This is a genomic window from Methylobacterium sp. Leaf85 (assembly GCF_001422125.1).
In the GTDB taxonomy this organism is placed as follows: domain Bacteria; phylum Pseudomonadota; class Alphaproteobacteria; order Rhizobiales; family Beijerinckiaceae; genus Methylobacterium; species Methylobacterium bullatum.
In genome coordinates, this window is record NZ_LMME01000001.1 from 368,201 (window position 1) to 385,859 (window position 17,659).

14 protein-coding genes are annotated in these 17,659 nt (G+C 68.4%); 6 read left to right on the forward strand and 8 right to left on the reverse strand.

Annotated features, from left to right (window positions below; all coding sequences use genetic code 11):
* Positions 1–117: 117 nt before the first annotated feature.
* Positions 118–2,439 carry a catalase/peroxidase HPI gene (gene katG, locus ASF08_RS01680; RefSeq protein WP_056140405.1) on the reverse strand — a complete coding sequence of 774 codons (2,322 nt, stop codon included), beginning with the start codon at positions 2,437–2,439 and terminating at the stop codon, positions 118–120.
* Between the two features lie 330 nt (positions 2,440–2,769).
* Between katG and ASF08_RS01685 the strand changes: the two genes are divergently transcribed.
* Positions 2,770–3,015, forward strand: a complete 246-nt coding sequence (locus tag ASF08_RS01685; RefSeq protein WP_056140406.1) for a DUF3072 domain-containing protein — start codon at positions 2,770–2,772, stop codon at positions 3,013–3,015.
* 134 nt (positions 3,016–3,149) lie between these two features.
* Positions 3,150–3,377: a Flp family type IVb pilin gene (locus tag ASF08_RS01690; RefSeq protein ID WP_056140408.1), complete on the forward strand. Its 228-nt coding sequence runs from the start codon at positions 3,150–3,152 to the stop codon at positions 3,375–3,377.
* A 15-nt stretch (positions 3,378–3,392) separates the two neighbouring features.
* On the opposite strand, the gene ASF08_RS01695 is transcribed toward ASF08_RS01690, so the two are convergent.
* The 5 genes from ASF08_RS01695 to ASF08_RS01715 all read right to left on the reverse strand — a co-directional run bounded on the left by ASF08_RS01695 (position 3,393) and on the right by ASF08_RS01715 (position 8,693).
* The gene (locus ASF08_RS01695; protein ID WP_056140410.1) at positions 3,393–4,235 is read right to left on the reverse strand and encodes a DUF937 domain-containing protein; all 843 of its coding nucleotides are present in this window, start codon (positions 4,233–4,235) and stop codon (positions 3,393–3,395) included.
* Positions 4,236–4,354: 119 nt separating this feature from the next.
* Entirely contained in the window at positions 4,355–5,809 is a 1,455-nt protein-coding gene (locus ASF08_RS01700; protein ID WP_056140413.1) for an MATE family efflux transporter, read from the reverse strand.
* A complete protein-coding gene (locus tag ASF08_RS01705; protein ID WP_018045094.1) occupies positions 5,802–7,694 on the reverse strand; it encodes a monovalent cation:proton antiporter-2 (CPA2) family protein in 1,893 nt (630 codons plus the stop codon). The genes ASF08_RS01700 and ASF08_RS01705 overlap by 8 nt, the downstream gene beginning before the upstream one ends.
* Positions 7,695–7,849: 155 nt before the next feature.
* A complete protein-coding gene (locus ASF08_RS01710) occupies positions 7,850–8,140 on the reverse strand; it encodes a DUF1127 domain-containing protein (RefSeq protein WP_056140417.1) in 291 nt (96 codons plus the stop codon).
* 262 nt (positions 8,141–8,402) lie between these two features.
* On the reverse strand, positions 8,403–8,693 hold the full coding sequence (locus ASF08_RS01715) for a DUF1127 domain-containing protein (RefSeq protein ID WP_056140425.1): 291 nt from the start codon (positions 8,691–8,693) through the stop codon (positions 8,403–8,405).
* Positions 8,694–8,812: 119 nt separating this feature from the next.
* Here ASF08_RS01715 and ASF08_RS01720 point away from each other — a divergent pair, with 119 nt between their 5' ends.
* Both ASF08_RS01720 and ASF08_RS01725 read left to right on the forward strand, forming a co-directional pair.
* Positions 8,813–10,210, forward strand: coding sequence for an aminotransferase-like domain-containing protein (locus ASF08_RS01720; protein ID WP_056140434.1), 1,398 nt, complete (start codon positions 8,813–8,815; stop codon positions 10,208–10,210).
* Between the two features lie 92 nt (positions 10,211–10,302).
* Positions 10,303–11,544 carry an acyl-CoA dehydrogenase family protein gene (locus ASF08_RS01725; RefSeq protein WP_200931812.1) on the forward strand — a complete coding sequence of 414 codons (1,242 nt, stop codon included), beginning with the start codon at positions 10,303–10,305 and terminating at the stop codon, positions 11,542–11,544.
* 55 nt (positions 11,545–11,599) lie between these two features.
* Here the strand turns inward: ASF08_RS01725 and ASF08_RS01730 are convergent, their stop codons facing one another.
* On the reverse strand, positions 11,600–13,222 hold the full coding sequence (locus ASF08_RS01730; protein ID WP_056140437.1) for a hypothetical protein: 1,623 nt from the start codon (positions 13,220–13,222) through the stop codon (positions 11,600–11,602).
* Between the two features lie 467 nt (positions 13,223–13,689).
* Here ASF08_RS01730 and ispH point away from each other — a divergent pair, with 467 nt between their 5' ends.
* Positions 13,690–14,685, forward strand: coding sequence for a 4-hydroxy-3-methylbut-2-enyl diphosphate reductase (gene ispH / locus ASF08_RS01735; RefSeq protein WP_018045088.1), 996 nt, complete (start codon positions 13,690–13,692; stop codon positions 14,683–14,685).
* Between the two features lie 79 nt (positions 14,686–14,764).
* Positions 14,765–15,730, forward strand: a complete 966-nt coding sequence (locus ASF08_RS01740) for a homoserine kinase (protein WP_056140440.1) — start codon at positions 14,765–14,767, stop codon at positions 15,728–15,730.
* Between the two features lie 76 nt (positions 15,731–15,806).
* On the opposite strand, the gene adh is transcribed toward ASF08_RS01740, so the two are convergent.
* On the reverse strand, positions 15,807–17,327 hold the full coding sequence (gene adh, locus ASF08_RS01745) for an aldehyde dehydrogenase (RefSeq protein WP_056140443.1): 1,521 nt from the start codon (positions 17,325–17,327) through the stop codon (positions 15,807–15,809).
* Positions 17,328–17,659 lie beyond the last annotated feature (332 nt).

Genomic DNA, 17,659 nt, shown 5'->3' on the forward strand with positions numbered 1-17,659 from the left:
GCGAGGGACAAGACGCGTCGACATCGCCTGCCCCCGGTGGTGACGAGGCGGGGCCGTCCATCGCACGACCTCCGTCCCATTGAAGGAAGGGACGGGGGCGTCTATCGCCGCCGTCGATCAGGCCGCCATCGGGCCTTGACGCCGGTGGCCCTTCACGTCGTAGCGGTCGAGCATCATCACCTTGTCCCAGACGCGCACGAAATCCGCCACGAACCGGCTCTGGCCGTCGCTGCCGGCATAGGCATCGGCGATGTTACGCAGCTGCGCGTTCGACCCGAAGATGAGGTCGTTGCGCGTGGCCTCGAACTTCGCCTGTCCGGTTTCACGGTCCTTGAGGGCGAAGGACGTTCCGTCCGCATCGATCTTCTCCCAGACCAGATTCGTGTCTGTCAGGGTGCGAAAGAAGTCCGTCGTCAGCACGCCCACCCGGTCGGTGAAGATGCCCCGGTTCGAGCCGTCGTGATTGGCGGCGAGCGCCCGCAGGCCGCCGGTCAGCACCACCCATTCCGGTGCGGTCAGCGTCAGCAGGTTGGCCTTGTCGAGGAACAGTTCCTCCGGCGACAGGCTCCGCGTCATTGCCCCGAACCCGTCATCGACGTAGTTGCGGAAGCCGTCGACGACGGGTTTCAGCCACTGGAACATCTCGATGTCGGTCAGCTCCTGTGTGGTGTCGACCCGGCCGGGCGTGAACGGCACCTGCGTCTCGACCCCGGCATCCCTGGCGGCCTTCTCCACGGCGGTACAGCCGGCGAGCACGATGAGGTCGGCCAGCGAGACCTGCTTGCCGTCGGTCCGGCCATGGTTGAACTCCGCCATGACCCCACGGAGCGCGTCGACCACGGGCGCGGCCCGGCGGTTGACGGCCCAGTCCTTCTGCGGGGCAAGGGCGAGCCGGCCGCCGTTGGCGCCACCGCGCTTGTCGCTGTCGCGGTAGGTCGAGGCCGCCGAGAAGGCGGTGAAGGCCAGATCCGAGACCGACAGGCCCGTGGCCAGGATCGCCTGTTTGAGGGTGGCGACCTCGGCCTCGCCCACTGGGGCATAGGCCGCATCGGGGATCGGATCCTGCCAGAGCAGACCGTCCTCGATCGTCACCTCCGGGCCGAGGTAGCGGTGCTTGGGCCCCATGTCGCGGTGGGTGAGTTTGTACCACGCCTTGGAGAAGGCCTGCGTGAAGGCGTCGAAGTCGTTGAGGAACTTCTCGCAGACCTTGCGGTATTCCGGATCGACCTTGAGGGCGATGTCGGAGGTCATCATCATGAGGGGATGCGACTGCCCCGCGACATGTGCGTCGGGCGTCCGCGGCGCGCTCGGGTCTTTCGGTGTCCATTGCAGGGCGCCGGCCGGACTCTTGGTCTGCTCCCAGTCGAACTTGAAGAGGTTCTCCAGGTAGGCGTTGTCCCATTGGGTCGGGTCGGGGGTCCAACTGCCCTCGATGCCGTTGGTCATCGTGTCCTTGCCGGCGCCGGTGCCGTTCGGGTTGTGCCAGCCGAGGCCCATCGCCTCCATCGGCGCCATCTCGGGCGGCGGTCCGATCTCCTTGGCGGGGGTCATGCCATGGCTCTTGCCGAAGGCGTGGCCGCCGGCGATGAGCGCCACGGTCTCCTCGTCGTTCATGGCCATGCGGGTGAACGTCACGCGGATGTCGTTGGCCGAGCCCTGCGGGTCGCCGTTGGCGTAAGGCCCCTCGGGGTTCACGTAGATCAGCGCCTGGTGGGAGGCGGCGAGGGGGTTCTCCAAGTCGTAATCGGCGTCGCCATTCTTGCCGCGCCAGCGCTTGTCCCGGTTGACCATGTCGTCGAAGCTCGACACCGAGCCCATCTCGACGACCTCCGGACCCCAGTAGGTGGCGTTGTCCGCCTCCCAGGCGTCGAGGCGCCCACCGGCGAAACCGTAGGTCGGCAGGCCCATGATCTCCAGGGCGCAATTGCCGGTGAGCACCATCAGGTCGGCCCAGGAGAGGGCGTTGCCGTATTTGTGCTTGATCGGCTGCAGAAGGCGGCGCGACTTGTCGGTGTTGCCGTTGTCCCACCAGCTCGAGATCGGCGCGAAACGCTGCATCCCGGTGCCGGCGCCGCCCCGCCCGTCCGCGATGCGGTAGGTGCCGGCCGAGTGCCAGGCCATGCGGATCATCTGCGGGCCGTAATTGCCGTAATCGGATGGCCACCACGCCACCGACGAGGTGAGGAACTGCTTGATGTCGCTCTTGAGCGCGTCGAGGTCGATGGTCTCGAACGCTTTGGCGTAGTCGAAATCCGGTCCGAGCGGATCGGCCGCGAGGCCGTTCTGATGCAGGAGCTCGACCCTTAAGCGGTGCGGGTACCAGTTCTCGAGGGCCGGGCGGCTGCCGAGGGCTCCGCCGATGCGGTCGCCTCCGAACGGGCATTGGCCCGCCATCGGGTACGAGTCGGTATTCGTCTTGTCGATCGTCATCTCGTTCATCTACATTTCCCTGCGCGCAGAACCGGCGGCACCGGATGGATCGGACCGCCGGTCCGTCGCCGGCGTGAGGCGTGCGACACCCTGAGAGACGGCGACGCTCGCGCCATCCGGCGCCTTGAGCGAAATCTGGCGCGCGTCTCGAAAATCAAGGTGTCGTCGCCGTCCAGGCGGGCTCGACCGCCACCAGGGCGCCCTGGGACATGCCGCCTCACATCTGCGCGAGTCGACGACGAGGCCTCGAATCCTCGCCCCGGGAACAGGCGCGGCGGCGCGGAACTCATCGGCGAGGCCCTCGTTATGAAGAGAACAATTCATGAACGAGGTTGCGCGATGACGAAGAAGCAGGCGACGGACGAGAACGAGAACCCGAAGACGGCCGGTGGCGACGCATCGAACCGGATCAAGGATCCGAGCGAGTGGACCACGGGCGACGAGCCGATGACCGGCGCGCAGGCCTCCTACCTCAAGACCCTGTCGGAGGAGGCGAAGTCGCCGGACTCGTTCGAGCCCGATCTCGACAAGGCCGAGGCTTCCAAGCGCATCGACGCCCTTCGCAAGGAAGCCGGACGGGGCTGATCCGCCCTCATCCTCGGTTTCCGCTGCTCCCTGAGTGGAGAAGCGGGCGTTTTACGGGAAACGTTTAAACGGGCGGCAACGATTTCCGGCGTAGGACAACCTGCGCCGGCTTCGTCGAGGATAGCCCCACTTCCATGACGAACCGCGAGACAATTCGGGCGACGCAGCGGGATCGGGCTCGATCCCGTGTCCCGGGCCTCGCCGCCCGGTTCAAGCGGGACACGTGCGGCACGACGGCGATCGAATACACGCTGATCACCGGACTGATCTTCCTGGCGATCGTCACGGCTCTCCACCTCTATGCCGACAGCGTCGGCGCGATGTACAAATATATCGGTGACGCCATCGCCCGGAGCACGTGAGGCTTCGCGCGACGCTCAGCGCCGTGTCGGGCCGGGTTTGGCGGCGGGTTTCGCCTTCGACTGATCCATGGCCGTCATGCCGTCGCGCCACAGGCTGTCGAACAGGCTCTGCATCGTCCGTGCGTTCTCCTGCTGGGCCTCCAGCCCGGACTGGAACATCTGCTGCAACAGGTCGAACGGGTTGAGCGGGGAGGCTTGCGCCGCTTCGGTGGGCCTCGTGCCCGAGGCGGGTTTGGAACCCGACGCAGCCTTCGAACTCGCGGATGGGCTGGGCTCCGGGAAAAAGCGCGCCGGCGGCAGGCTTCTCTGGGCCGGGGTTGCGCGGGAAGACGTCACGTCCTTGGGCGCGGACAGCATCGAGCCGCCCGCCGCCATGAACGTGTTCATCATCTCCGTCCAATAGGGATGGGTCGGGATGCCGAAGGGGGAGGGCGGAGGCGCCGCCGGGGCCTGAGCCGCCTGGCCGGGGTTCATCATGACGTGGACGATCCCCGCCACCACCATCCCGGCCATGAGCGGCAGCATCTGCCGGAGGGCCGGCGTCGCGACGCCGCTCGCCGCCGCGGCCTGCTGCAGCACGGCCTGCCCCAGATGCTGCGAGCCGAAGAGCTGGCGCATCATGGCGTCCATCTGCGGCTTGGCCTGCGTGGTGGCGGACGCGCTCGGGTCCATGAAGCTGAACATCTGGGTGAAGCCGGTGGGATCGGCGGCGGCGTTGCGCTGGAGGCCCAGCGTCAGGGCCGGCATCAGCGCTTCCATGGCCCGCCGGGTCTGGTCCGGCGACAGGCCGAACTGCTGGCCGAAACCGTTGGCGCCCATTCCGCCTTGCGCCTGCATGAGATCGAACAGGTTGAACATGGCGGAAGCCTTCCGAATCCCATCGCGGCCAGGCGGAAATGCTTCTGCCCGCTGTCGAGGAGCGAACTCTGTCGCATCCCAGCGGCACTTACCAGCCCGGCATCGTGCCCGTACCGGCACTAAACCAGTGCGTTCGGCCTCTCCGGGGCCGGAATATCGCCTCCGGAGGCATCCGCCTCGGCCTCCGATGCCATTTTCGGCGCGAGACCGGCCCGTTTCTCCAGTTGCGCCACCGTCCGGAAGGCCAGCGCGATCCCGATCGCCCCGAAGGCGACCGAGCCGAAGCCCACCCCGGCGATGATGCCCTTCGGGCCGTACAGATGGGCGCCGAGGAGGGCCGGCGGAACGGTCCCGATGGTCGCCCGGCCCCAATTGAGGAAGGTCGACAGGAAGGGAAAGCCGAGATTGTTGAACGAGGCGTTGGCGAGGAACAGCAGCCCGGTGAAGAACCACACGCCCCCGCTCACGAGGCAGAAGAAGACGAAGAGCTCGGCGGCGGTGCCGGTCAGTTCGAACAGGCCCGTCAGCGGTCCGCGAAAGACGATCAGGGCGGCCCAGACCACCACGACATAGGCCGCCGTCACCAGCGCCCCATCCCGCAGCACGCCGCGCATGCGGTCGAACCGCCCCGCTCCCCAGTTCTGCCCGAGGATGGGGCCGATGGAGCCGGACATGGCGAAGAGGCCGCCGAAGGCCACCGGGGTCAGCCGGTCGATCACCACGTTGCCGGCCACCGCCACGGCGCCGAACTTGGCCAGCGCGTGGGCGATGAAGGCGCTCGCCACCGAAGGGGCGAGGTTGGTGAGCACGGCGGGCAGGGCGATCCTGAACACGGTGGGCGCGTCCGCGATCACGTCCGCCAATGTGGGGGCGGCCAGCATCCGGTGCTGGCGCACGCCCCACAGGCCGACGAGGGCGAAGGTCGCCCGCGCCACGCAGGTGGTGATCGCCGCCCCGTCGATCCCCAGACCCGCCGTGAAGATGAGGAGGGGATCGAGTCCGGCGGTGACGATGGCGCCGCCCAGCGTCACGTACATGGCCTGGCGTGCCGCGCCGACGGCGCGCAGCAGGCCGGAGAACATCATGCCCGGCCCCATCAGCAGGTTCGAGGGCAGGGCGATCCAGAGGAAGCGCTCGGCCACGGGAAGCGTCTCGGCATCGGCGCCGATCCAGGACAGGATGAGGGGCAGGAACGGCAGCATCGCGAGAACGAGGATGCCCGAGACGACGATGCCGTGGATCGAGGCCGAGGTGGCGAGCCGACGCGCGCCGGCCTCGTCGCCGGCGCCGATCGCCCGCGAGACCAGGGCGCCGGCGGCGATCATCAGGCCGATATTGATGGCGATGGCGAAGAACTGGACGATGGTGGCAAAGCCCACCGCCGCCGTGAGCGTCGGGTCGCCGAGCTTGGAGACGTAGATCAGCGAGAGCAGGTCGACCACGAAGATCGCCATCAGGCCGATGGAGCCCGTGCCGGTCATCACCACCACGTGCCGCAGGATCGATCCCGTGACGAACCGTCCGGCCTCCTGTCGGACGGCGGGAAGTCCCGCCGCCTTGCGGGTGTCAGGCATCCGACGGGGTGTCCTGGGGTTGCAGCGTGCGGGTCGCCGCCTCGCGCCGCTCGAGACCGATGATGTCCCGCGTCTCGGTGCTCAGCGCGCGCGAGGGGCGCTTGGGCTCGGTGAGCGGTTCCGGCTTGATCTCGGGGCTGCCGCCCATGTAGCGCGATTCCTCCGGAAGAGCGCCCGCCTGCTGCAGGACGAGGCGGGCGACGTCGCGCTTGCGCACGTCCTGGGCCGTAGCGGCGGCGGCCTCCGCCGGGATGCCGAGCCCTTCCAGGGTGGCGCGGCCGAAGGCGATGGCCGATTCCACCGTCTCGCGCAGCTGGTAATCCACGTCCCGGTTCATCAGTTCCACCGCATGCATCCGGTCGTAGGCGCGCACATAGGTGCGCACCGCCGTGAATTCCTCGTGCACGATGTCGACGATCTTGAGGGCGGCCTGCGGGTCGTCGACGCAGATGCAGAGCAGTTCCGCCCGGCCCACTCCGGCGGCGCGCAGCACGTCGAGGCGGGTGCCGTCGCCGTAATAGATGCGGAAGCCGAAGCGCGAGGCGCTGCGGATCTGCTCCACGTCCTTGTCGATCACCGTGACGCTGATCCCCTCGGCGAGCAGCACCTGGGTCAGGATCTGGCCGAAGCGGCCGAAGCCGACGACGAGGACGCGGGCCTCGGTGCTCTCGATCTGGTCGGGGGCATGCTCGGCCGCCTCCGGCCGGTGGCGGGACAGGTAGCCGTCGAGGGCCTTGGCGGCGACGGGGCCGACCAGCATGGTGAGGGCGGCCAGCGCCACCGCGAAGCGCGTGGAGGGCTGGTCGATCAGGCCGAGTTCGGCGCCCGCCGGCAGCAGCACGAAGGCGAACTCGCCGGCCGGCGCGAGAATCGCGGCCCCGCGCACCGCGTCGAGCCAGGGCGAGCCGAACAGGCGGAACAGGCTGGCCACCAGCCCGACCTTGATGAGGATGGCCGCCGCCGTCGCCCCGAGCAGGGCGGGCCACGCGCTCTTGAGCAGGCCGCCGTCGATGGACATGCCCACGCTCATGAAGAACAGGCCGAGGAGCATGCCGCGGAACGGCTCGATATCGGCTTCGAGCTGGTGCCGGAAATTCGATTCGGCGAGCAGCACGCCGGCGAGGAAGGCGCCCATGGGCATCGACAGGCCGACATGCTCCATCAGCATCGCCGTGCCGAGCACCACGAGGAGGGCCGCCGCCGTCATCACCTCGCGCGCACCGCTGGCCGCGAGCAGGCTGAAGAACGGGTTGAGGCCGTAGCGGCCCACCAGAACCACGGCGAGGAGTGCGCCCCCCACCGTGGCGGTGGATTGAAGGGCCTGGCCGAGCCACGCGTCGTTGCCGCTGCTGCCGGTGGAGGCGAGGAGCGGCATCAGGGCGAGGATCGCCACGACGGAGATGTCCTGGAACAGGAGCACCGCGAAAGCGCGGCCGCCATAGGGCGTGCCGAGGTCTCCGCGCTCCTCGAGGAGCTGCAGCGCCACCGCCGTGGCCGACAGGGCGAGGGCGACGCCGATGACGAGGCTCGCGGCCGGGGTGAGCCCGAACAGGGCACCGGCGCCGGCAAGCACAATGGTGCAGAGCAGCAGCTGCGTCGCACCGAGCCCGAAAATGTCGCGCCGCATCGAGATCAGTCGCGAAATCTCGAGTTCGAGGCCGACGATGAAGAGAAGGAGGACGACGCCGAGCTCCGCGACGCTCGCGGCGGTCTCCGGCTCGGCGATGAGCGAGAACCCGAAGGGGCCGATGACGACGCCCGCGACGAGATATCCGAGCACGGCGCTCTGACCGATGAGACGGAAGATCGGCACGCCGATCACCGCCGCCGACAGGAAGGTCAGCACCGGCGGCAGGAAGCTCACATGGGTTGAGGCGCTCGCCATGTCGATCCGGTCTGTGAGGAGTGGGGTCGCCCGCGGCCAATGCCGTAGGCGCGTCGCCGTGCTCTCCTCTTAGACCAGGGGCACCGCCCCCGCCACGCCTCCATGGCGTGGACGGGCGGTGTCGGATCCATCACCGGTGCGGAGCGGCACGCGGTTCAGGCGAAGCGGCGCGTCACCTGGCGGACGGCGCGATGGGCCAGGATGATCTTCGTGGCGTCCGAAGGCGTAGGCGCGTCGTAGGCGTCGAGGACGTCCCAGCGGGTCAGGCCGATATCGTTCAATTCCCGCTCGGAAAGCGAGCCGAGCTCCACGAGGCCGCGCTCGTCGGCATCGTTGCGCGAGAAAACGGAGGCGGCCTTGGTGACGAGGCTGCCGACGAAGCGGGTGGCCCGTCCGACCTGTTCGGCTGCTGCGTCGCCCGGGGTCCAGTTGAGGGTGCTGTTCATGATCCTAGTGTCCAAGTTCTCGGCGCACGTTCACGATGAGGAAGGTGATGCACGACGAGGAAGGTGATGAGGGTGATGTGCGCCCCCTTCGCCGTGAATGACGTGCGATCGAACACTTAGCCTCAATAGACTTGCGGTGCCTGCAGGTCTGGTAGAACCGGACCACGGATAAACCTCAATCACCACCCGATTGACCAGTTTGGCGGCATGCCGAATTCGAAGTCATGCTCAATAATGCACGTTCTGCTGTTCTGATCAGATCTTAACGACTTGGGCGGCGGCGCGCCTCCCGTCTCTCGTCCCGGCGGCTCATCAGGAACTGGGAGGCATCGGCCGGGCCGGCGCCCGCATCGGTTACGTCCTGCCGGATCAGGCCGATATCCTTTAGCTCGCGATCGGTCATGACGCTGAGCTTGTGCAGGACCCGACGATTGATGGCCTGGCGCGACAACTCGGCGGCGGCCTTCGCCAGGAGCCGGCGAGCGAACCGCGCGAGCCGTCCGGCGCGGTCACCGGCCCCGGTGCCGGCTTGCTGCTTCAGGAGCGTGGTCATCAATCGTCCTCGTCTCGCCCAACGTGATCGTTCGGTCGTGATGCGCTCCGGGGCACTGGCGACGATAGGGACAGTCCAGTACGCTTCGCCTGAATTGTCCGGACGGTGGAGCAGTACAGATGGCGGGATCGGCGCGGACCACGCCCACCCTGGTGGACACGGTTTCCTCCGCGATCACGGAGCGGATCGCCGGGCGGCAGCTCATGCCCGGCGCGCGGCTGCCCTCGGTGCGGGCTTTCGCCGAATCCATGGGCGTGTCGAAATCCACCGTGGTGGAGGCCTATGAGCGCCTCGGCGCGGAAGGCGCCATCGTCGCGCGCCGGGGCTCGGGGTTCTATGTGGCGGGCAAGACCCGCCCGCTCTGCCTGAAGGAGATCGGGCCGCAGCTCGACCGGGCGGTGGACCCGCTCTGGATCACCCGACAATCCATGCAGTCCGGGCCGGAGCTGTTGAAGCCCGGTTCCGGCTGGCTGCCCTCGTCATGGATGCCCGAGGAAGCGATCCGGCGCGCCCTGCGCCACATCGCCCGCGACGCCGATTCGAACGTGATCTGCTACGACAAGCCCCTCGGCTTTCCGCCGTTGCGGAGCCAGATCGCCCGGCGGCTCGCCGACAAGGGTGTCGAGGCGGAGGCCGACCAGATCGTCCTGACGGATTCGGCGACACAGGCCGTGGACCTGCTGTGCCGTTTCCTCCTCGACCCGGGCGATACCGTGCTGGTCGATGATCCCTGCTACTTCAACTACCATGCGCTGCTGCGGGCGAACCGCGCGAAGGTGGTGGGCGTGCCCTTCACCCCCGCCGGGCCGGACGTGGCGCAACTCGAACGGCTGATCGTCGAGCACCGGCCCCGGTTCTACCTGACCAATTCCGCGCTCCATAACCCCACCGGCGCCACCCTCGCCCCGGCCGTGGCCCACCGCGTCCTCAAGCTCGCCGAGGCGCATGACATGCTCATCGTCGAGGACGACATCTTCGGGGACCTCGAAGCCGACCCGGCCCAGCGTCTGGCGGGGTTCGACGGGCTCGACCGGGTGATCGCGGTGGGCAGTTTCTCGAAGACCCTCTCGGCCTCGATCCGCTGCGGCTACATCGCCCTGCGCCCCGACTGGGTGGAGGGGCTGATCGACCTGAAGCTCGCCCTCAGCCTCGGCAACGGACATCTCTCGGCGGCGCTGATGCACTGCCTCATCACCGACGGAGCCTATCGCCGCCACCTCGCAGAAATCCGCGAAAAGCTCGCCCGCGCCATGGGCGAGACCGCACGGCGGCTGGAGCGCTGCGGCCTGACGATCTGGACCGAGCCGCGCGGCGGTCTCTTCCTCTGGGCGCGCCTGCCGGACGGGCTCGATTCCGCCGATGTCGCGCGCCATGCCCTCGCCAGGGACGTGGTGCTGGCCCCGGGCGCCGCCTTCAGTGCCGGGGCTGGCGGTCGCGAGTTCCTGCGCTTCAACGTGGCCCATTGCGCCGATCCGAGGACGTTCTCGGTGTTGGAAGACGCCATGGCGGCGGTTTGATCGGGGTCCGGTTGGCCCTGCCCGGAACCCACCGCCCGGGCCGAGGCTTTGAAGAGATACGGCAAAGCTCAAAAAATATGTCGGGAGGACCCATGTCGAAGCCGGAGTTGTCGAAGCCGGAGTTGAAGCAGCCGCGTCCGCCCGAACTGTTCTCGCCCTGGCGCACGGAGGCACGCGCCCGGCTCCAGCAGGAGGCCCGCGACTTCGCCAGGGATGTGGTCCTGCCACTCGCCGACGAACTCGACCGGCAGAAGGCCGAGATGCCGCGCTCGCTCATCGACGCCATGGCGAAGAAGGGCTGGTTCGGCATCACCATCCCGGCCGAGCATGGCGGGCTCGGCCTCGGCGTGTTCGAATATTGCCTCGTCTCGGAGGAATTGGCCCGCGCCTGGCTCTCCGTCGGCAGCATCCTGGCGCGGGGGCAGGGGCTCGGCACCCAGACCCTCGACGAGGAGCGCCGCCGCGCGTTGCTGCGCAAGTCCGCCCGCGGCGAGTGGATCGGCGGCATCGCCCTGTCCGAGCCCACCGCTGGCTCCGATCTCGCCGGCGTGAAGACCCGCGCGGTGCGCGACGGGGACGATTGGGTGCTCACCGGCACCAAGCGCTGGGCCGGTTTCGCGCTCGCCGCCGACTTCATCGAAGTCCTGGCCCGCACCCGCGAGCCGGAGCCGGGCGAGCCGCGCTCGGCCGGGCTGGAGCCGTTCCTCGTGGTCAAGAAGCCCGGCACCTTCCCCGAGGGCATGACGGGCCATGTCATCGACAAGATCGGCTATCACGGCTTCCTCACCTTCGAGCTCGAACTCGACGGCGTGCGCGTGCCCGAGGGCGACCGCCTCACCGGCCTCTATGGCGATGGCGGGGCGGATGCGGATTCCGGTGGTTTCGCCTCGGTGCAGCGCGGCCTCAACATCGCCCGCGTCCACACCGCCGCCCGCGCCGTCGGCGTCGCCCGCGCGGCGGTGGAGGATTGCCAGCTCTACCTGCAGGAGCGCGAGCAGTTCGGCCACCCGATCGGCGAGTTCCAGGCCCTGCGCTTCGCGCTTGCCGACATGTCGGCGGAGGTCGATCAGGCCCGCGCCTACTGGCAGCAGGTGGCCCACCTCCTCGACGAGGGCGAGGCGGCCGAGAGCGAATCCGCCAAGGTGAAGCTGCTGGCCACCGAGATGGCGGTGCGCGTCACCAACCAGGCGATGCAGCTCCACGGCGGCAACGGCTACACCACCGAACGCCGGGTGGAACGCTACTGGCGCGACGCGCGGCTCACCACGATCTTCGAGGGAACGAGCGAGATCCAGCGGCGGATCATCAGCGACCGGATGCTGGGGCGGGGGTGAGGGAAACGCCCTCACGCCTGGGCGGTGCCCGCGCCGGCGGACCGACCGTCGCGGATCACTCCCAGCGGTCGATCCGATAGGTGGCGGTGCCGATAGGGCTCTCGACGCGGATCCGATGATCCCCATCCTGGCCGACAAGGAGACCGTTGGCCGTCCCCTCCTCGACGCCCTCGATCCTGTGGGCTTTCGAATAGGCCTCGATCACGGCCCGTACCCCGTGCAGGTCCGAGCGCAGGAACTCGGGGAACAGGCAGAGGCCCGAGGCGGCGTCATCCTGCGCGCCGTCGAGGATCAGCACCGCGCCCGTCCTGTGGTGGCGATATCGGTCCGCGCCGGACCACAGGACTGGCAGGAGCGTGGCCCCCGTCACCGGCACCCACGCTCCCTCGGGCAGGCGCCAGCGCGTCGGGGTCGAGCCGTTCACGTAGATGTACCAGGAGACGGGGTTGCGCGCCTCGGGGCGGTCCCATTGCAGGAGGGGCGGCGCCTCGGGATCGACGGCGGTGACGAGGCCGCAAAAGGTCATACGCTCCGCCGTGAACACCCACATCCGCTGCGCGTCAGGGAGGACGTCGCGGGCGAACTTCGACCAGGTGACCGTCTGGGCCGGCATGTCGAGCACGGCCTCGGGCACGGCCGCCTGCCTCGCCTTCAGACCCGCGAAGATGCCGGAGGCGGTGTGGGAGGCCGTCGCTTCGGCCGCCGCCGCCTCATGGCGCGGGCGCCAGATCGTCGGGATCTCGTCGAGATGCGCGTAGCGGCGGCGCAAGGCCGGTTCGAGACCGAGCTGGGCGAAGAGGCGTTCGGCCTGGGCGATCGTGCCCGCCCTCGGTGCGGCCTGCGGGCGCTGGTAGACGAGCGGGTGCATCTTGGCGGCGAAGCGTGCCTTGACCGTCGCGAAATCCCGGCCCTCTGCGATGTCCTCCAGCAACGTGCCGATCATCCCGCCGCGCGGCGTGCAGAAGCCGGGCGGCGCATTGGCGACGGCCCGCCACAGGATCGCGTCCCGCTTCGGGCCGGCCTTGCGCGGAACCTCGTCGTGCAGGCGCAGGAGAAACTCGGCCGGGCCGATCACCTTCTCGGAGCGGTAGAGCGCCTCGGCCCGCAGGAGGGTGAGGGCCTGCGCCACGACGCGCCGGTCGAACACGTCGAGGGCGTGGGAGAGCGTGCGGAAATCCTCGCGCCGTGCCGCCATCGCCTGCCGGGCGGTGACCACGATGCCGCCGTAGCGTCGCGTTTCCGGCACCGCGAGCGAGAAATGGGGAAAGCCACCGGCCGTGGGGCGGCCCCAGGTCTCGCCGGAGGCCAGGAAGGCGGAGCGGATCGGGGCGCCGGTGACGGCTCCCATCATCGCGGTGACGGCGGGCCGGTAGAGGTCGGGAACGGTATCGGGGCTCCACAGCGCGGAGGCGATGCCGCCGTTCTTCGTGACGGTGACGAGGCGGCCGAAGCGGCGCAGGAAGGTCAGGCAGCAGGAGCAGGTGTGATAGGGCCGCCGCTCCGCCGGCAGGTGCTCGAGGAAGAGCGGACCGAGATCGGGAGCGTCGACCTCGAAGAGATGGCCGTCGGCCGCGACGACGGCGTCGAACCGCGCCTGCACGGCGCGCGAAAACGCCTCGAACGTGGCCGCTTCGCCCGCCGCCGGGGGCGGAGGCGCGGTTCCGGCGTCACTGGTCATGGTCGGCCTCCGTTATTGGCCCAGAGGCTCGCCTCCGCGCTGGAGAGAGATCGATGCTCTGCCCGTCGGCAGATGAAGGGCGCCCAAGAATGCGATCAGATCGAGGGAGGATCGAGCAATACTCCTCCGGAACGGTATATCGGGGAGCTTAAGGCAGAGGGTTTGTCCGTACAATGCCGCTCATCTCGTCCGGCGAGAGTGACTTATAGCCTGAGACGGGGCCGGCCGGTCTATCGCGGAGGCCGTGGGCGGGAGCGGGGGAGACGGTGGGATAGGGAGAGCTTGCCACGTTCGTGATTCGTCTTCGACGGCGGTGCGGCGTTCCCGGAACGTCAGCCGGCGGGGGCGGGGCCCGCGACGGAAGCGATGGGGATGGCAGGTGTGCCCCGTCCGCCCTGACACCGCGGCGCATTATGCGCTATAGGAGGTTGACAGGGGCGGCCTCGCCTCGCCACATCCCGGCTATCATGAGCGATCCTCTTTCGAAGACCTTTCCCGACGGTTCGGCCAAGCCGCCGCTGGAGATCCTGCTCTGCGCGCCACGGGGCTTCTGCGCCGGCGTGGTCCGTGCCATCGACGTGGTGGAGCGGGCGCTGGCGATCTACGGACCTCCGGTCTACGTGCGTCACGAGATCGTCCACAACAAATACGTGGTCGAGAGCCTGAAGCGCAAAGGCGCGGTGTTCGTGCGCGAGCTCGACGAAGTGCCGGACGGCAACGCCCCGGTGATCTTCTCGGCCCACGGCGTCGCCAAGACGGTGCCGGCCAATGCGGACAATCGCGGCCTCGTCACCATCGACGCCACTTGCCCGCTGGTGACCAAGGTCCACCGCGAGGCGGAGATCCACCACAAGCGCGGCCGCCACGTGCTCCTGGTCGGCCATTCCGGCCATCCGGAAGTGGTCGGCACCATGGGGCAGCTGCCCAAGGGCTCGATCACCCTGGTGGAGGATCTGGAGCAGATCGCCGCCCTGGAGCCGGACAACCGCGACAACCTCGCCTGGGTCACGCAGACGACCCTGTCGGTGGACGACACCCGCCATATCGTCGCCGCCCTGAAGCAGAAGTTCCCGACCATCACCGGGCCGCACAAGGACGACATCTGCTACGCCACCACCAATCGCCAGGAAGCGGTGAAGCAGGTGGCCCCGCTGGTGGATGCGGTGATCGTCGTCGGCTCCTCGAACTCCTCGAACTCGCAGCGCCTGCGCGAGGTCGCCGAGCGCGTCGGCTGCCCGATCACCCGCCTCGTGCTCCGCGCCGAGGAGATCGACTGGCCGGCCTTCGAGGGCATCCGCAAGCTCGGCCTCACCGCCGGCGCCTCGGCGCCCGAGGTGCTGGTGGAGGAGATCATCGACGCCTTCGCCGCCCGCTACGACGTCACCGTCGACACGGTCTCCACGGTGGTGGAGGACATGTCCTTCCCGCTGCCGCGCGAACTGCGCAGCGAAGCCGCCGAGTAGGCCGCATCGCCCGTTTTCCTCGCTGGGGGCGCCGGAGGGCGCCCCTTCTCATGTCTGCCCTCCAACGTCAGCGAAGCCCGTGGCCGTCTATACCGAGGTCTCCGACGAGGCGCTGACCGCCTTCCTCGCCCAATACGAGATCGGCACGCTGCTCTCTTACAAGGGCATCGCCGAGGGCGTCGAGAACACCAACTTCTTCCTGCACACCACCGCCGGCTCCTACATCCTCACCCTCTACGAGAAGCGGGTGAATGCCGGCGACCTGCCGTTCTTCCTCAACCTGATGCAGCATCTGGCCGCCCGTGGCCTCGCCTGCCCGCAGCCCATCGCGAAGCGCGACGGCGTGGCGCTCGGCGAACTCTGCGGCCGGCCGGCGGTGATCGTGACCTTCCTCGACGGCGTCTCGGTCAAGCGCCCGACGGTCGACCATTGCCGGGCTCTCGGCGTCGCTCTCGCCGGGCTGCACCGGGCGGGCAGCGATTTCGGCATGACCCGCGCCAACAACCTCTCGGTGGAATCCTGGGAGCCGCTGTTCGAGGCTGCCGGCCCCGCCGCCGACACCGTGTCCGAGGGTCTGACCGGGCGCGTGCGCGGCGACCTCGCGGTGCTCCGGGCCGGCTGGCCGCTCGGCCTGCCCTCCGGCGTGATCCATGCCGACCTCTTCACCGACAACGTGTTCTTCATCGGCGACGACCTGTCGGGCCTGATCGATTTCTACTTCGCCTGCACCGACGCCTTCGCCTACGACCTCGCCATCTGCCTCAATGCCTGGTGCTTCGAGCCCGACGGCAGGTTCTTCCCCGACAAAGGCGAGGCGATGATCGCCGGCTACCAATCCGTGCGGCGCCTGCAGGACGACGAGGTCGCGGCGCTGCCGATCCTGTGTCGGGGTGCCGCCCTGCGCTTCATGCTGACGCGCCTCGTCGACTGGCTCAACGTGCCCCCCGGCGCCCTGGTCCAGCCGAAGGACCCGCTCGAATACGACCGCCGGCTGGTGTTCCACCGGGCGGCCGCCCATGCGCGGGATTACGGCTGGCGCGAATAGCGTCTTCGCAGAGATCAGGGCATGAAAAAGCCCCGGCCGTTTCCGGCCGGGGCAAGGTGGTCTCGTTCGTGAAGGCCTAGAAGAAGCCGAGCTTCTTGGCCGAGTAGCTGACCAGCATGTTCTTGGTCTGCTGGTAATGGTCGAGCATCATCTTGTGGTTCTCGCGGCCGATGCCGGACTGCTTGTAGCCGCCGAAGGCCGCATGGGCCGGGTAGGCATGGTAGCAGTTGGTCCAGACGCGGCCGGCCTGGATCGCGCGGCCGAAGCGGTAGGCGCGGGTTCCGTCGCGGGTCCAGACACCGGCGCCGAGGCCGTAGAGGGTGTCGTTGGCGATGGAGAGCGCGTCGGCATCGTCCTTGAAGGTGGTGACCGAGAGGACGGGGCCGAAGATCTCCTCCTGGAAGATCCGCATCTTGTTGTGGCCCTTGAACACGGTGGGCTTCATGTAGAAGCCTTCGGCGAACTCGCCGTCCTTCACGTTGCGCTCACCGCCGGTGAGGCATTCGGCGCCCTCCTGGCGGCCGATATCGACGTAGGACAAGATCTTCTCCAACTGCTCGGAGGAGGCCTGCGCGCCGATCATCGTGGCGGGGTCGAGGGGCGAGCCCTGGGTGATCGCCTCGACGCGCTTGATCGCCCGCTCCATGAAGCGGTCGTATATCGATTCGTGCACCAGCGCGCGACTCGGGCAGGTGCAGACCTCGCCCTGGTTGAGGGCGAACATGGTGAAGCCTTCGAGGGCCTTGTCGAAGAAATCATCATCCTCGTTGGCCACATCGGCGAAGAAGATGTTCGGCGACTTGCCGCCGAGCTCCAGCGTCACCGGGATGAGGTTCTGCGAGGCGTATTGCATGATGAGGCGGCCCGTCGTCGTCTCGCCGGTGAAGGCGATCTTGGCGATGCGGGGCGAGGAGGCGAGCGGCTTGCCGCATTCCAGGCCGAAGCCGTTGACGATGTTGAGGGTGCCGGGCGGCAGCAGGTCGGCGATGAGCTCGGCGACCACGAGGATCGAGGCCGGGGTCTGCTCGGCGGGCTTGAGCACCACGCAATTGCCGGCGGCGAGCGCGGGTGCCAGCTTCCACACCGCCATCAGGATCGGAAAGTTCCACGGGATGATCTGGCCGACGACGCCGAGCGGCTCGTGGAAATGGTAGGCGACGGTGTCGTGGTCGATCTCGGAGATCGAGCCTTCCTGCGCGCGGACGCAGCCGGCGAAGTAGCGGAAATGGTCGATGGCCAGCGGGATGTCGGCGTTGGTCGTCTCGCGGATCGGCTTGCCGTTGTCCCAGGTCTCGGCGAGGGCGATCAGGTCGAGATTCTCCTCCATCCGGTCGGCGATGCGGTTGAGGATGAGGGCGCGCTCGCCCGGCGCGGTCCGGCCCCAGGCCTCCTTGGCGGCATGGGCCGCATCGAGGGCCTTCTCCACGTCCTGCGCATCCGAACGGGCGACCTCGCAGATGACGCGGCCGGTGACCGGCGAAGTGTTCTCGAAATACCGGCCGGCGACGGGGGCGACCCACTGGCCGCCGATGAAGTTCTCGTAACGGGCCGAGAACGGCGCCTTGGTACCTGACGACAGGAATTCGGGCTTGTTCATGTGCGTTTCCTCCGTGTTGTTCTTGTATGCGCCAGCAGAAGCCGGGCGGATTGCCAAATCAAGATAGACTTTTGGCCTAACCGGCTCGGATCGACGGCATCGAGCGGGTCGGCGCGTGGTCCCGCTTCTATGGCGGGGAGCTACGCGCTGAAGGCAGTCTAACCCCTCTGCGGCGGTCTGGCGATGCCGTTGGCAGGCGATTTGGAAGGCCTCGCAAAACTCTCGATCACCGGCGGTTATCTCCGGGAGTGCGGATCCGCAGCGGGAGTTCTGCCAAAATCGATCATCCGATCAGATCACCTCAGGATGAGGTAAAGCCTTGGACGAACAAC